Source organism: Hyphomicrobium sp., assembly GCF_019744875.1.
GTDB lineage: Bacteria > Pseudomonadota > Alphaproteobacteria > Rhizobiales > Hyphomicrobiaceae > Hyphomicrobium_C.
Map to the genome: position 1 here is coordinate 731,505 of NZ_JAIETU010000005.1, position 13,757 is coordinate 745,261.

General features: G+C 65.5%; 15 protein-coding genes. 9 read left to right on the forward strand and 6 right to left on the reverse strand.

Annotated elements, in window-relative coordinates:
* Window positions 1-12 precede the first annotated feature (12 nt).
* The 4 genes from K2Y42_RS13425 to dapF all read right to left on the reverse strand — a co-directional run bounded on the left by K2Y42_RS13425 (window position 13) and on the right by dapF (window position 4,205).
* Window positions 13-618 (reverse strand): septation protein IspZ, encoded by a 606-nt coding sequence (locus tag K2Y42_RS13425; protein ID WP_291153291.1) that lies wholly within the window; start codon window positions 616-618, stop codon window positions 13-15.
* 63 nt (window positions 619-681) lie between these two features.
* A complete protein-coding gene (gene ftsY / locus K2Y42_RS13430) occupies window positions 682-1,884 on the reverse strand; it encodes a signal recognition particle-docking protein FtsY (RefSeq protein WP_291153295.1) in 1,203 nt (400 codons plus the stop codon).
* Window positions 1,881-3,134, reverse strand: coding sequence for a tRNA (N(6)-L-threonylcarbamoyladenosine(37)-C(2))-methylthiotransferase MtaB (gene mtaB, locus K2Y42_RS13435; RefSeq protein ID WP_291153298.1), 1,254 nt, complete (start codon window positions 3,132-3,134; stop codon window positions 1,881-1,883). The genes ftsY and mtaB overlap by 4 nt, the downstream gene beginning before the upstream one ends.
* Before the next feature lie 204 nt (window positions 3,135-3,338).
* Window positions 3,339-4,205 carry a diaminopimelate epimerase gene (dapF, locus tag K2Y42_RS13440; RefSeq protein WP_291153301.1) on the reverse strand — a complete coding sequence of 289 codons (867 nt, stop codon included), beginning with the start codon at window positions 4,203-4,205 and terminating at the stop codon, window positions 3,339-3,341.
* Between the two features lie 127 nt (window positions 4,206-4,332).
* Between dapF and K2Y42_RS13445 the strand changes: the two genes are divergently transcribed.
* The gene (locus tag K2Y42_RS13445; RefSeq protein ID WP_291153304.1) at window positions 4,333-5,469 is read left to right on the forward strand and encodes a PQQ-dependent sugar dehydrogenase; all 1,137 of its coding nucleotides are present in this window, start codon (window positions 4,333-4,335) and stop codon (window positions 5,467-5,469) included.
* A 100-nt stretch (window positions 5,470-5,569) separates the two neighbouring features.
* Here K2Y42_RS13445 and K2Y42_RS13450 read toward each other — a convergent pair whose 3' ends face one another.
* Window positions 5,570-6,085, reverse strand: coding sequence for an EF-hand domain-containing protein (locus tag K2Y42_RS13450; protein ID WP_291153306.1), 516 nt, complete (start codon window positions 6,083-6,085; stop codon window positions 5,570-5,572).
* Window positions 6,086-6,613: 528 nt separating this feature from the next.
* On the opposite strand from K2Y42_RS13450, the gene ffh reads away from it, so the two are divergent.
* From ffh to K2Y42_RS13480, 6 genes are all read left to right on the forward strand, one after another.
* Window positions 6,614-8,191, forward strand: coding sequence for a signal recognition particle protein (ffh, locus tag K2Y42_RS13455; RefSeq protein WP_291153309.1), 1,578 nt, complete (start codon window positions 6,614-6,616; stop codon window positions 8,189-8,191).
* A 71-nt stretch (window positions 8,192-8,262) separates the two neighbouring features.
* A complete protein-coding gene (gene rpsP, locus K2Y42_RS13460; RefSeq protein ID WP_291153312.1) occupies window positions 8,263-8,634 on the forward strand; it encodes a 30S ribosomal protein S16 in 372 nt (123 codons plus the stop codon).
* Window positions 8,635-8,933: 299 nt separating this feature from the next.
* On the forward strand, window positions 8,934-9,116 hold the full coding sequence (locus tag K2Y42_RS13465) for a hypothetical protein (protein WP_291153314.1): 183 nt from the start codon (window positions 8,934-8,936) through the stop codon (window positions 9,114-9,116).
* Between the two features lie 120 nt (window positions 9,117-9,236).
* On the forward strand, window positions 9,237-9,644 hold the full coding sequence (locus K2Y42_RS13470) for a hypothetical protein (protein ID WP_291153316.1): 408 nt from the start codon (window positions 9,237-9,239) through the stop codon (window positions 9,642-9,644).
* Window positions 9,645-9,666: 22 nt separating this feature from the next.
* Window positions 9,667-10,239 carry a ribosome maturation factor RimM gene (rimM, locus tag K2Y42_RS13475; RefSeq protein WP_291153318.1) on the forward strand — a complete coding sequence of 191 codons (573 nt, stop codon included), beginning with the start codon at window positions 9,667-9,669 and terminating at the stop codon, window positions 10,237-10,239.
* A gap of 83 nt (window positions 10,240-10,322) precedes the next feature.
* On the forward strand, window positions 10,323-10,760 hold the full coding sequence (locus K2Y42_RS13480) for a nuclear transport factor 2 family protein (protein WP_291153321.1): 438 nt from the start codon (window positions 10,323-10,325) through the stop codon (window positions 10,758-10,760).
* A gap of 35 nt (window positions 10,761-10,795) precedes the next feature.
* Here K2Y42_RS13480 and K2Y42_RS13485 read toward each other — a convergent pair whose 3' ends face one another.
* Window positions 10,796-12,109 (reverse strand): FAD-dependent monooxygenase, encoded by a 1,314-nt coding sequence (locus K2Y42_RS13485; RefSeq protein WP_291153323.1) that lies wholly within the window; start codon window positions 12,107-12,109, stop codon window positions 10,796-10,798.
* A gap of 122 nt (window positions 12,110-12,231) precedes the next feature.
* Here K2Y42_RS13485 and tesB point away from each other — a divergent pair, with 122 nt between their 5' ends.
* Window positions 12,232-13,146, forward strand: coding sequence for an acyl-CoA thioesterase II (gene tesB, locus K2Y42_RS13490; RefSeq protein ID WP_291153326.1), 915 nt, complete (start codon window positions 12,232-12,234; stop codon window positions 13,144-13,146).
* A 243-nt stretch (window positions 13,147-13,389) separates the two neighbouring features.
* Window positions 13,390-13,728 (forward strand): P-II family nitrogen regulator, encoded by a 339-nt coding sequence (locus tag K2Y42_RS13495; protein ID WP_291153328.1) that lies wholly within the window; start codon window positions 13,390-13,392, stop codon window positions 13,726-13,728.
* Window positions 13,729-13,757: the final 29 nt, after the last annotated feature.

Consider the following 13,757-nt stretch of genomic DNA (forward strand, 5'->3'; position numbering starts at 1 on the left):
GAGGGGTGCGCCTTAGAGGTGGTGCTTGCTCATCAGCTTCGTCAGGACCCACGCATAGAGCCCGCTCAGCGGAAGGACGACGAGAAGCTTGAACGCGATCCAGATGTCCAAGCCGTTCATGGCGTGTCCCAGGACGTTGTAGACCTGATCGTCCTTGAAGTAGAGCCGCACGGCTTCGTTCAGCAGCGCCGTGAACAGGAAGAACCAGGCGAAGCTCTTCGTAAAGGCGTTCCAACCGGCCTCAGTGTAGTGGAAGGTCTTCTCGAACACGTACTGGAAGAAGTTGCGCTTGAGATAGAGGCCGAGAAACAGGAAGCACGCGAACATCGCGTTGAAAATCGTGACCTTGATCTGCACCCACATCGGGTCGTGCGTGATCAGGGTCAGGGCGCCGAAGACGATCGTGACCGTCGAGGCGATCAGCGGGAACACCGGCGGACGGTGGAACATGTAGATCATCGCGATGATGGCGAGGACGGTGGTCGTGATCAGAGCCCAGGTTCCGGCGTTGATGCCGTACAACGCGTTGACGACGAACATCGTCACCAGCGGACCGAACTCGCTCATAATGTTGACGGTCTGCTCGGCGTTGAACGGATAGAGGCTTTTGCGGCTCATGGTCCCTTGGTCGTCCCTGGTTGTGCGTTCGCGGCAGGCGGAGTCCGTTCGAAACGTCCGGCGTCAAAGTTCGGCAATGGCGCGGGCGTAATCCTTCGCAGAGAAACTTTGCAGATCTTCGACACCCTCGCCGACGCCGATGGCGTGAACAGGGAGGCCGTGCTTGGCGGCGATGGCGACGAGGATGCCGCCGCGCGCGGTGCCGTCGAGCTTCGTCATGATGAGGCCTGTCACGCCGGCGCGCTTGCCGAATACTTCCACCTGCTGCATCGCGTTCTGGCCCGTCGTCGCATCGAGCACGAGGAGCACGTCGTGCGGGGCCGTCTCGTCGACCTTGCGCAGCACGCGGACGACTTTCTCCAGCTCGGCCATCAGGCCTTCCTTGTTCTGAAGGCGGCCAGCGGTGTCGATGAGCAGAACGTCCGTTCCGGCTTCGCGCGCATCCTTGAGCGCGTCGAAGGCGAGACCCGACGCGTCGGCGCCGACGTCGCGGGCGATGACGGGCGCGCCCGTGCGCTCACCCCAGACCTTGAGCTGATCGATGGCAGCGGCGCGGAACGTGTCGCCGGCGGCGAGCATGACGCGGTGGCCTTCGCGCGAGAGCTTGGAGGCCAGCTTGCCGATGGTGGTGGTCTTGCCGCTGCCGTTGACGCCGAGCACGAGCACGACATGCGGCTTGTGGCTGGCATCGATGACGAGCGGGTGGGCGACGGGCTCGAGAACGCGCGCCACTTCGTCGGCCAAGATTTCGCGGATTTCCGTCGGCGTGACCATCTTGCCGAAACGGCCTTTGGACAGTGCGTCCGTGATGCGCGCCGACGTTTCGATGCCGAGGTCGGCGGCAAGCAGCACTTCCTCCAGCTCTTCGAGCGTGTCCGCGTCGAGCTTCTTCTTGGTGACGAGGCCGGTGATGCTTTCGGTGAGCCGCGACGACGTCTTGGCCATGCCCTGCTTGAGGCGCTCGAACCACCCGAGGCGTGCGGGGGGCGCTGCCGGGGGCGGTGGCGTCGCGGGCTCGGGGTCTTCGGGTTCTATGGGGAGCGGCGCTTCGACGTGAGGCGTGTCGTCAGCGTGCGCGACGTCCAGCTCGGTGCTGTCGAGCGCGGGCTCAGGCTGAGACGTGCTCTCAGGTGCCGGCGTTTCAAGCGCGGGTTCTTCGGGTGCGTGCGTTTCGGGCGCGAGGGCTTCCGGCGCCGCGGGTGCGTCGGAGCCTGGCCGGAGCCAGCGGCTGAACAGTCCCTTTTTCTTCGGTTCGCCGGTGCTCACGCGTGGACCGTCCCGTTGACGCGACGGCCGTTATGGCTGCCGAGGGTGGCCCATTGCATCGATCCCACGGGGACGTGCCGGTCGACGTGGACCTCGGCGTATTGCGGCGTGCGGCCGAGCTGATCGCGTTCCATCAGAATTTCGATGCGTTGTCCCTTCAGGCGGTCGAGGTAGCGGGCGTGGGCGGTCTCGCCCGCGGCGCGCAGCCGGATGGCGCGTTCCTTGATGGCCGGGCGGTCGACCTGCGGCATGCGCGCGGCGGGGGTGCCCTTGCGCGGCGAGAACGGGAAGACATGCAGGTACGTGAGACCGCAGCTCTCGATCAGGTCCAGCGTGTTGGCGAACATCTCTTCGGTCTCGGTCGGGAAACCTGCGATCAGGTCGGCGCCGAAGATTACGTCCGGACGCAGTCGGCGAACCTCATCGCAGAAACGGATGGCGTCATCGCGGCGGTGGCGGCGCTTCATGCGCTTCAGGATCAGATCGTCGCCAGCCTGCATCGACAGGTGGAGGTGCGGCATCAGGCGCGGCTCGGTGGCGATGGCGTCGAGCAGGTGCTCGTCCGCCTCGACCTGATCGACGGACGAGAGGCGCAGGCGCGGCAGCGCGGGCACGTGCTTGAGCACCTGCTTGACGAGGCGGCCCAGCGTCATGGGGCCGGGCAGGTCGGCGCCATAGGACGTGATGTCGACGCCGGTAAGGACGATCTCGGGGGAGCCCGCTTCGACGAGCTTGCGGACCTGCGCGACGATCTCGCCCGCGGGCACGGAGCGGGACGGGCCGCGGCCCATCGGAATGATGCAGAAGGTGCAGCGGTGATCGCAGCCGTTCTGGATCTGCACGAACGCGCGCGCCAGGCCGAAGCCCTCGATCATGTGATGCGCCGTCTCCTTGACGGCCATGATGTCGTTGACGGCGACGCGCGCGAGGCCGTCGTCTGCCAGGGCGCGAAAGGTCGCCGGGTCGAGCTTCTCGGCATTGCCGACGACATGATCGACGCCGTCGATGGCGGCGAATGTTTCAGGTTCGATCTGGGCGGCGCAGCCGGTGACGATGAGGCGCGCCGCCGGATGATCGCGGCGCAGGCGGCGAATGGTCTGGCGGGCCTGCGCCACGGCTTCGCCCGTCACGGCGCACGTGTTGACGATCACGCAATCGGTGAGCCCCGCGTCGGCCGCGTGGCGGCGCATGACCTCGGACTCGTAGGCGTTGAGCCGGCAGCCGAGGGTTACGATCTGGGGTTCGGACATCGGTCTTTCGGGGGACATTGTCACGCGACGTTCCCGGGTGATTAGGGCAATCGAGGGCGCCGAACAAGGCGGGGAAGCGCCGTAGCGACTGTTCGCTCAGTAGGGGATGCGCGCGAGGCTCATTAAATTCTGTAGTCTCCAAGACTTAAGCGTCAGGTGCCGATCCGGATCGCGGGCAGGCTACCATTCGCCTCACGCGTTGCCTTACACGGGCGCGGCCGCGGCCGGCCCGGCTTCTCCCACATGCTCGATTTCGACCGGACCTGTCATGAGAATGCGGTTTTCGGGGGTCCATTCTATGACCAGGTCGCCGCCGGGCAGCGTCACGGTGATCTTGCGGTCGGTAAGCCGCTTGCGCATGGCCGAGATCGCGGACGCGCAGGCGGCGGTGCCGCACGCCCGCGTGAGGCCTGCGCCGCGTTCCCATGTGCGGATCTTGATCGCGGTGCGCGACGTCACTTCGGCCAGTGTCACGTTGGTGCGCTCGGGAAACAACGGGTGGTTCTCGATCATCGGCCCGAAACGGCCGAGGTCATAGGTGTCGACCGGCTTGTCGGCCCAAAACACGACGTGCGGATTGCCGACGTTCACAACCGACGGCGAATGCAGGATCGGCGCGTCGATGGGGCCGATCTGAAGCTCGATGGCGCGCGTGTCGTGGAAAGGCTCCGACAACGGAATGTCTTCCCAGCCGAAGCGCGGCTCGCCCATGTCGACGGTGATGGCGGAGATGTCTTCGATCGAAACGGCGACGAGGCCGGATCGCGTTTCGAAGCGCATGGCGGATTGGCCGGTGCGCTCGCGCTCGAGCCAGCCGATGCAGCGCGTACCGTTGCCGCAGGCGGCGGATTCGGATCCGTCGGTATTGAAGATCTGTACGAACGCGGCCGTGCCCGGTGTGCGCGGCGGCAGCATCACCATCATCTGGTCGAACGCCGTCGCGGGGTTTGCGGCCAGCGTCTTGATTTCGCTTGCATTAAGGGTGCGTCCGCTGCCGCGCAAGTCGACCGCGAGGATCTCGTTGCCGAGGCCGTTCATCTTGACGTAGCGGAGGGGTGCGTGTGCGCTCATGGGGCCACTATATGGGCAAAGCCCGCACAAATGACAATTCGGCGGGTGACTTCGTCGGTGGCGGGTCTCGGCAATCGCCTTTCGCTCACTACATGTGGGGGACACTTTTCCAGCCAACGAGGTCTTTATGATTCCCCGCTTGAGCCTCACCGCTCCTTTGCTGTTTCTCATGACGCCGCCTGCAGTCGCCGAGCAGACCAACGCGCCGGAGGCTCCCAAGACAGCCGTGACGCTCAAGACGGTCGCCAAGGGTCTCGAAAATCCGTGGGCTCTGGAATTTCTGCCGGACGGGCGGATGCTGGTCACGGAAAAAGCGGGGCGGCTTCGTGTGGTCGCCAAGGACGGGACGCTTGGCGATCCGATCAGCGGCGTGCCGGAGGTCGTGAGCGAAAATCAGGCCGGGTTGCTCGACGTGGCGCTGGCACCGGACTACCTCGACAGCGGACGCATCTATTTCTCCTACTCGGAGCCACGCGAGGGTGGAGCGAACGCCACCAGCCTCGCGCGGGCCCGGCTGGTGCTCGACGGCGATAACGGCAAGCTCGAAGACCTCTCCGTGATTTTCCGCCAGGAGCCCGCCTTCAAGAGCTTCCACCACTTCGGATCGCGCATTGCATTCGCGGACGATGGCACGCTGTTTCTGACGACCGGAGAGCGCAACATCGCGCGGCAGGAGTCGCAGAACCCGGCCAACACGGTCGGCAAAGTGATCCACATCACTGGCGATGGCGCGGCAGCCGCGGACAATCCGAAAATCGACGGCTGGGATCCGAAGGTGTGGTCGATCGGGCATCGCAACGTTCAGGGCGCGGCGATCGATCCGGCGACGGGCAAGCTCTGGACGCTCGAGCATGGTCCGCAGGGTGGCGACGAGCTGAACCAGCCCGAGGCCGGCAAGAACTACGGCTGGCCGATCATCATCTACGGCAAGGAGTATTCCGGCTCGCCGGTCGGTGAGGGGATCACGTCCAAGCCGGGCCTCGAACAGCCGGTCTACTATTGGAACCCGTCAATCGCGACGTCGTCGCTCACTTTCTATACCGGCGATCTCTTTCCCGGCTGGAAGGGCAGCATTCTGGTGGGCGCGCTCAAGTACATGCATGTGCAGCGCCTGGTGATGAAGGACGGCAAGGTCATCGCGCAGGAGATTCTCGCCGACGACATCGGCGAACGGGTGCGCGACGTGAAACAAGGCCCGGACGGGGCCATCTATCTCGTCACCGACGATGCCAATGGCCGCATCGTACGCATGGCACCGCAGTAGGGCGGCTTCGATCGCCTCTCACACCTCCCCCGCTGAAACGGGGGAGGATCGTGGGACGCACGCTGCGCGTGGCGGCGGGTTCGCCGCTCAATGATTGGCTCTAGTAGCGGCTGCTGCCTGACGGCGGGCCCTGACGCGTCGTGTCCGGCGCCATATCCTTCGCCTTCACGCGGTCGGAGCCGTGGACCTGCACCGTTTCCGTGCGGTCGATCTGGCAATCCTGGTTGCGGTCGAGCAGCTTGAAGGCAAGGTTCTGCTTGCCCGTCATTTCTTCGAGGCTGAGCTTGCCGTCGCCGTTGGCGTCGTAATAGGCGATGTTCGCGACCTCGAAGAGGCGGTCGTTCTTGACGAGGATCTTGTGCTCTTCCGCGTCGATGAAGCCGTCGCCGTTGGTGTCGGCCTCGCGGAACGACGTCGTGATGTACTGGACCCATTCGTCGCAACCGACGGATCCGTTCTTATCGAGGTCCCAGGTCTGGGCGGCGCCGATGAAGGTGCGGTCGAAGTCGTTGGTATCCTTGAACGGATTACCGATGCCCGTCGAGCAGCCGCCTCCGAGCATTGCCGGGACTACAGCCGCTGAGGCCAACGCGCACTGCCAGCGCCACTTCAACATTACGTCTCTCCCCCAAGGGGCTTTCCGGAAATCTGCTCGGTCGCGGAAAGACCCTATCTCTTTGATCCGGCGTGCATCTTTCCGGAATGCGTTTTTCCGGAAGCGCTCATTTGCCCGCGCCCAACGTTCGCCCAGGGTGTCCTGGGCTCAGATCGGCACGGAATTATGGTTGCGGGCCAGGCCGGGAGGCAACGATTTCACCCGGTCAGCCCCCATTTTTCGGGTACGCGTGGTCCTGCAACACACCTTCGGGCCGGCCAACTGCCGGTAAATCGCGCCGTTTCGCCGTCTGTCTCCGCCGGGGCGTTGACAGGGGCCGGTCGATCGGAGATTGTGCGCCCAAATTCCGACGGCCCTGGTCTTCAGAGCCGCCGCCCTGCACATGGCCTAGTTACTGACCGATGATTCACGTTTCGGACTGATAGGGTCCGAAACGATCATGGTCCACCGGGCCGGGAGGCAGGGGGGTGAACATCCGACAGCGCGTTGCGCCCTCGGGTGCTTTCAGCGTTTTGCATATGAGGCACGATGTTTCAATCGCTCTCCGATCGCCTGGGGCAGGTTTTCGACAAGCTGACGAAGCGCGGCGCGCTGTCCGAGAGCGACGTGTCGGACGCCATGCGCGAGGTGCGCCGGTCGCTGATCGAAGCGGATGTGGCGCTGGACGTGGTGCGCGACTTCATCGATCGCGTCAAAGCTAAGGCCGTCGGGCAGGAGGTTCTGCGCTCGGTGACGCCCGGCCAGATGGTCGTCAAGATCGTCAACGACGAGCTGATCCGCATGCTCGGATCTGACGCGGCGCCGATCGATCTGCATGCGAGCCCGCCCGTCGCCATCCTGATGGCCGGCCTGCAGGGCTCCGGTAAGACGACGACGACGGCGAAGATCGCCTGGCGCCTCAAGACGCGCGACAAGAAGAAAGTGCTGATGGCGTCGCTCGACACGCGCCGTCCCGCGGCACAAGAGCAGCTTCGCGTGCTCGGCGAGCAGACCGAGGTTGCGACGCTGCCGATCGTGGCCGGCCAGACGCCGCTGCAGATCGCCAAGCGCGCCATCGAGGCCGCGCGCCTCGGCGGCTACGACGTGGTGATGCTCGACACGGCCGGCCGTACGACGCTCGACGACGAGCTCATGACCGAAGTGGCCGAGGTCAAGGCCGCAACCAACCCGCATGAAATTCTGCTCGTTCTCGACAGCCTGACCGGCCAGGACGCGGTCAACACGGCCAAGGCGTTCGACAGCCGCCTCGCGATCACGGGCACGGTGCTGACGCGCGCCGACGGCGATGGCCGTGGCGGCGCGGCGCTCTCCATGCGCGCGGTGACGGGCAAGCCGATCAAGCTGCTCGGCACGGGCGAGAAGTGGGACGCGCTCGAAGACTTCGATCCGCAGCGCGTCGCGGGCCGCATCCTCGGCATGGGCGACATCGTCGGGCTGGTCGAGAAGGCCGCGCAGACGATCGACGTCGAAAAAGCGAAGTCCATCGCCCAGAAGATGAAGAAGGGCGACTTCGATCTCGAGGATCTTGGCGAACAGCTCGCCCAGATGGAGAAGATCGGAGGCATGGGCGGCGTGCTCGGCATGTTGCCCGGCGTTGGCAAGATCAAGCAGCAGATCAACGCCGCCAACATCGACGACAAGGTCATCCGGCGTCAGCGCGCGATCATCTCGTCGATGACGCCCAAGGAGCGGCGCGCGCCGAAACTGCTCGACGCCAAGCGCAAGCGGCGGATCGCGGCGGGCTCCGGCACCAAGGTCGAAGAGATCAACAAGCTCATCAAGATGCACCGCCAGATGGCGGACATGATGAAGCAGATGGGCAAGAACCGCGGAATGATGTCGCGCATGTTCGGCATGGGCGGCGGTGCGGGCCCTTCCGAAGCGGAGATGGCGCAGATGCAGGAGGAGCTCGCGCGGCTCGATCCGAAAGCGATCGCGCAATTGCCGCCTGAGCTTCGTGACGCGCTGCCTCCGGGCGGGGCGAAAGGATTGCCGGGACTGAGTGGGGGCGGGGTGCCGCGTCTGCCAGGTCTTGGCGGTGGCGGCCTGCCGGGTCTCGGCGGCTCGCTTCCGAAATTCCCGGGTTTCCCGGGGAAGAAGAAATAGACGTCACTTCAGATTCAAAACATCAGGCGGTGCGCCGCCGAAACAGAAGAACCAGAGAAAGGACTTTTCGTATGTCTGCCAAGATCCGTCTTTCGCGCGGCGGCGCCAAGAAGCGCCCTTACTACTACGTCGTCGTGGCCCACAGCGCCTCGCCGCGCGACGGCCGCTACATCGAGCAGATCGGCACCTTCAACCCGATGCTGCCGAAGGATAGCGCCGATCGCGTCAAGTTGATCGAAGACCGCTGCAAGTACTGGCTGTCGGTCGGCGCGCAGCCGACGGACCGCGTCGAGCGTCTGTTCGACGGCGCGGGCCTGCTGAAGCGCGAGCCGCGCAACAATCCCGAGAAGTCGAAGCCGAAGAAGAAGGCGCAGGAGCGCGCTGCCGCCAAGGCCAAGGCTGCCGAGGACGCCGCTGCTGCCGCTGCCGGTGGCGACGCATAAAGTCCGACACACCGATGTCGCTGCGAAAGTGCCCGGCGGTGCCGGGCACTTTTTTGTTTGGCGGATTTGTTCCGCGCGCGGTCGGATATACCGGCGCTGCTGCAATTCTGCATCAGGCACGAAACTTTGGCGGGGCCTACCCGGGCGGGTGTCGTGAGGGCGCGCGAATTGTCATAGCTTCGTCGTAGCTGCTGTTTGGGGATGGCAGCCCGCATGAGCGGAGGCGAAGGGGACAGGAGCGGCGATGGCCGGCATGTCCGGCGGTCGGGTTGGTCCTGTAAGCGACGGGGACGACTTCCATGCCATTGAGGACCAATCTCGACGAGGCACAAGCGGCCTGGTGGGATCGGAGAAGCGACGTGCTGGTCCAGGGGACGGCACTCATGACCGAAAAGCCCGACACCGATACGTGGACGCACCGGGAGCGGCGGCTCTGGCTCTATGCCATCGCCATCGGCAACCGCATTGAGCGGCTGCAGTAAACAGCGCATCTGCGCGACGCCTTCACGCCCTTGCCGGGTGCGCGGCCTTAAGGATGGGCTGCGGTGGCTCGTGCGCCCGCGCTGCAATCCGTGGTAGTGCTTTTCCACAAAGACACTCGGATGGGTCCAGCGGACGGCGAGGCGATCGGCGTGGTGCACGAAGGCGTCTACGGGTTGAGTTTCACGACGGCGGCCGAAATGAACGGCGCCGAGCGGGTCGAAGGGCTCGCAGTGCTGCGCGGCGGCCGGGTGCTCGGCTCGGATCCGCACGGGGGTGTTTTCACCGGGCGCTATCATTATGATGCGGCTTGCGGCGAGGCGGTCATCGCCGTGCGGCTGGCCGTTCCGCCCGGCGGGATGCTGCTGACGGGGCTCGAAGCGGGTCCCGACGGTCTCGTGGTCGACATTGCCGGCCGGTTCGCGCCGGCACGGCCGGTGTCATCGGCGGTGGTCGACGTGGCCGGAGCGCCCATCGAGGTCGAGTTGCGGTTCGTCGGGCCGCTGTCGGCCGGTTCCGCGGCAGCCTAGAAGATCAAATGCGAAGTTCTCAATGACAGACAAGACGAGCCATCAGGGCGAGGGCGCGAAGCGGCGGGTGCTGCTCGGCCACATCATCGGCGCGCACGGCATTCGCGGCGCGGTGCTGGTGCGGAGCTATACGGCGGACCCCGACGGCATCGCGAGCTATGGACCGCTTCAAAGCGAGGACGGGCGCGGCGCGTTCGTGCTCAGCGTGGAGGGCGAGACGGCCAAGGGACTGATCTGCCGCGTCGAGGGCGTGTCGGATCGCACGCGCGCGGAGACGCTCAAGGGCACGGCGCTTTATGTGTCGCGCGATCGCCTGCCGCCGCCGGAAGACGGCGAGTACTACCATGCGGATCTGATCGGGCTCGCGGCGCAGACCGAAGACGGCGCGCCGCTCGGGACGGTGGTGGCGGTTGCGAACTACGGTGCAGGCGACATTCTCGACGTGCGTCCCGAGGGCGCGAGCCGAACGGTGCTCTATCCCATGACCGATGACGTGGTGCGGCGCGTGGACATCGCGGGCGGCGTCATCGTGCTGGCCCCGCCCGATGAAGTGGACGCGGGCGACGAGGGTGTGGACGAGCCGGACGACGCGTAGCGCGCGTTCGGGCGGGATCCATTCGGTTGCTTTCGCGTTCTGCTTTCGCGCCGGCAGGCATCATTGCCTCACGCGGAGGACGGATGGACGAGACACGCGTGAGGACATTCTTCGAGCGATACGCGCGGTTCTTCAATCGGTCGCTGGGTGGCGATTTCGACGGGGCGGAAGTCGAGTCACTGTATGCGCCCGTGTTCATCGCGGTCTCGCCGGCCGGTGTGATAACGGGTCAGAATGACGATCACCTCAAGCAGACGATGATCGAAGGCTATGCGCGCTATCGCGCAATCGGGACGAAGGAGATGCGGATACGCCATGTCCGCGTCGTCCCCATCGATGTGCTGCATTGCGTGGCGCACGTCGCGTGGACCGGCATCTATGCCCGCAACGGCCAACCAGAAACCGAGATTCCCTTCGACGTGCACTACCTCGTGCAGGCGCTCGACGACGGCGAGCCGAAGGTGTTCGGCTGGGTATCCGGCGACGAGGACGCGCTTCTGCGGCAGCACGGCATTGCCTGAATTGCTACCGTCCGCTCCCGGCTGACGTCACGTCGTCAGAGCCGTTCGGATTTGAAGAGGCGGGGGAGGTCGCCGGTGAGGCCGGCGGCTTCGGCGACAAGGCGGCTTTTCAGACCGGGCAGCCGGTCGACCAGACCCAGGCCGACATCGCGCGCGGCGCGGACCAGCATCGAGTCATTGGAGAATAGGCGGTTGAGGCCGTCGAATGCGGCGGCGGAGGCGAAGCTGTCGAAGCGGCGCCAGCGCTCGTAGCGGCCGAGGGCTTCCATGCTGCCGGGATCGAGGCCGAGACGCAGGCTGTCGGCCACGATTTCGCTCAGCGCGGCCACGTCGCGCAGCGCAAGGTTTACGCCCTGGCCCGCGATCGGATGCACGCCGTGGGCGGCATCGCCGATCAACGCATAGCGCGGGGCGACGTAGGCGCGGGCCAGATGCAGGTCGAGCGGCCAGGACTGGCGGGGGCCGACGACCTCGATCGCGCCGAGCCGGCCGCCGACGCGCGTTTCGACCTCGGCCAGGAAGCCTGCGTCGTCGAGCGCCAGGATGCGGCTCGCCTCGTGCTCCTCCTCGGTCCAGGTGAGGCAGGCGCGGTTGCCCGGTAGTGGCAGTATCGCGAACGGTCCTGCCGGCAGAAAGTGCTGGGTGGCGATGCCGCCGTGCGCGCGTTCATGCGCGATGGTCGTGACAATGGCCGTCTGGCCGTACTTCCAGCCGACCGCCTTGATGCCCGCGCTTTCGCGCGACGGGGAGCGGCGGCCTTCGGCGCCGACCAGCAGGGGCGCGGCGAGTGTTTCGCCCGACTTAAGTGTGATGTCGACGGCGGCGCCGTCTCCGGAAAACTGCGCGATCTCGCCGGGCATGAAGAACGTGACGTTCGGCTGTGCGGCGACGGCGTTCTGCAGTGCGCGTTCGAGGACCGATGCCGGCACGATGTGGCTGGCGGGCTCGGCGGGTGCGCGGGGCGCGCCGCTCGGAGTGTTGTCGCTCGGGCTGTCGTCGCGCAGGTGGTTGTCGTAGGTGAGCAGCACGGGGCGGATGCCCGCTTCGAGGCTCGAGTCCGTAATCTCGATGCCAGTGACGGGCTCGGCGGAGGCTGCGATTTCCGGCCAGATGCCAAGCGTCTCCAGCATGCGGCGCGCGCCCGCCGAAAGTGCAAAGGCCCGCGCGTCGGGCGCGGCGGTTTGCTTGTTGGCGGCGCGATCGTTGGCGATTGGTGGCGCGCGGTCGACGACAGCGATGCGCAGGTCGTTTGTGAAGGCGGTGCCGAGCGCGCGCGCCAAGGCGAGGCCGGCAAAGCTCGCGCCGGAAATGACAAGGTCGAAGCGGTGCGTCGGGCGCGTGTCGGACATCGGCTCTCGCGAAATCGGAGGCTGCGGCACGCGCGCCAGGGGGGTGCCGGTCACCTTGACCCCTCGGGCGCGTCAGCCCATCGTTTGGGTTTCGTCGTTAGCATCAAAACCGAGGTGGCACCATGTCCGCTGGCCAAGAGCAGTCCCGTTCGGCGCAAACTTGTCCGGCGCTGGGCGGATTGCTCGATGTGCTCAATCTGGAGCGGCTCGAGGTTAACGTGTTCCGCGGCATCAGCCCGCAGAACGGGTGGCAGAGGGTCTACGGCGGGCAGGTGCTGGGGCAGGCGCTCGTCGCGGCCGGGCGCACCGTGGAAGACGGCCGCCCCGCGCATTCGCTGCACGGTTACTTCCTGCTGGCCGGCGACCCCACGCATCCAATCCTCTACGAGGTCGAGCGCATCCGCGACGGGGGCAGCTTCACAACGCGGCGGGTCCAGGCAATCCAGCACGGACGGCCGATCTTCGCGACGATTGTGTCGTTCCACAAGGACGAGGAGAGCTTCGAGCATGCGTCTTCCATGCCCGACGTGCCGCCGCCTGAAAGCCTGCCGCCCGCCAAGGAGCGCGTGTCCGAGCTGATCGACGCCCTGCCCGAGTCGATGCGCAATTATTGGCTGCGTGAAAATCCGATCGAGCTTCGGCCTGTCGATGTCTCGCGGTACCTGAGCCGGGAGGCGCATCCGCCGCGGCAGGACATCTGGCTCAGGGCCAACGGGCGTCTTGCGGACGATCCGCTGCTGCACCAGTGCGTGCTGGCCTACGCGTCGGATTTCACGCTGCTCGACACGGCGCTGATCGCGCATGGCAAGCTGCTGTTCGATCCGGACATCCAGCTTGCGAGCCTCGATCATTCGCTGTGGTTTCACCGGCCGTTCCGGGCCGACGAATGGCTGCTGTACACCCAGGACAGCCCCATCGCGGCCGGAGCACGAGGGTTTTGCCGCGGCAGCTTCTATACGCGCGACGGCCGGCTGGTGGCCTCGACTGCCCAAGAAGGGCTCATTCGCAAACGTCAGACCGCTTACCTGATTAAATGACGTGCAATCGCTCACCGCTGCACAAAAAGTGTGCGGAAAGTGCGGGCAGTGATGGCTAATTTATGGTCGAACGTTTTTAAAGTCTGAACGAATTCAGACGCCTATCGGGTTTCCGCCGAGTTGGCACATCTCTTGACTCTCCTTGCTCCGATTGCCGCTCGCGGATCCCGCTGACGGCATCGGAGGCCTGTCTCGCGCTACTCCAAAAAATAGCGGGGGGACGAAACTCAAGGGGTGCTCTCGATGAAGCTCATCACTGCCGTCATCAAACCGTTCAAGCTCGAGGAGGTGCGGTCAAACCTGACCGATATCGGTCTCCAGGGCATGACCGTCACCGAAGTCAAAGGCTATGGCCGCCAGAAGGGCCACACGGAAGTCTATCGCGGCGCCGAATACGCCGTGAGCTTCCTGCCCAAAATCAAAATCGAAGTCGTCGTCGCGGATGTGCTCGTCAGCAAGGCTGTCGACGCCATCGTCAAGGCGGCCAAGACCGGCCAGATCGGCGACGGCAAGATTTTCGTCTCCTCGATCGAGCACACCCTGCGCATCCGCACGGGTGAAGCCGACGACGCGGCGCTCTGAATCATGCGCGAAGCACACAGTTCGAAAGA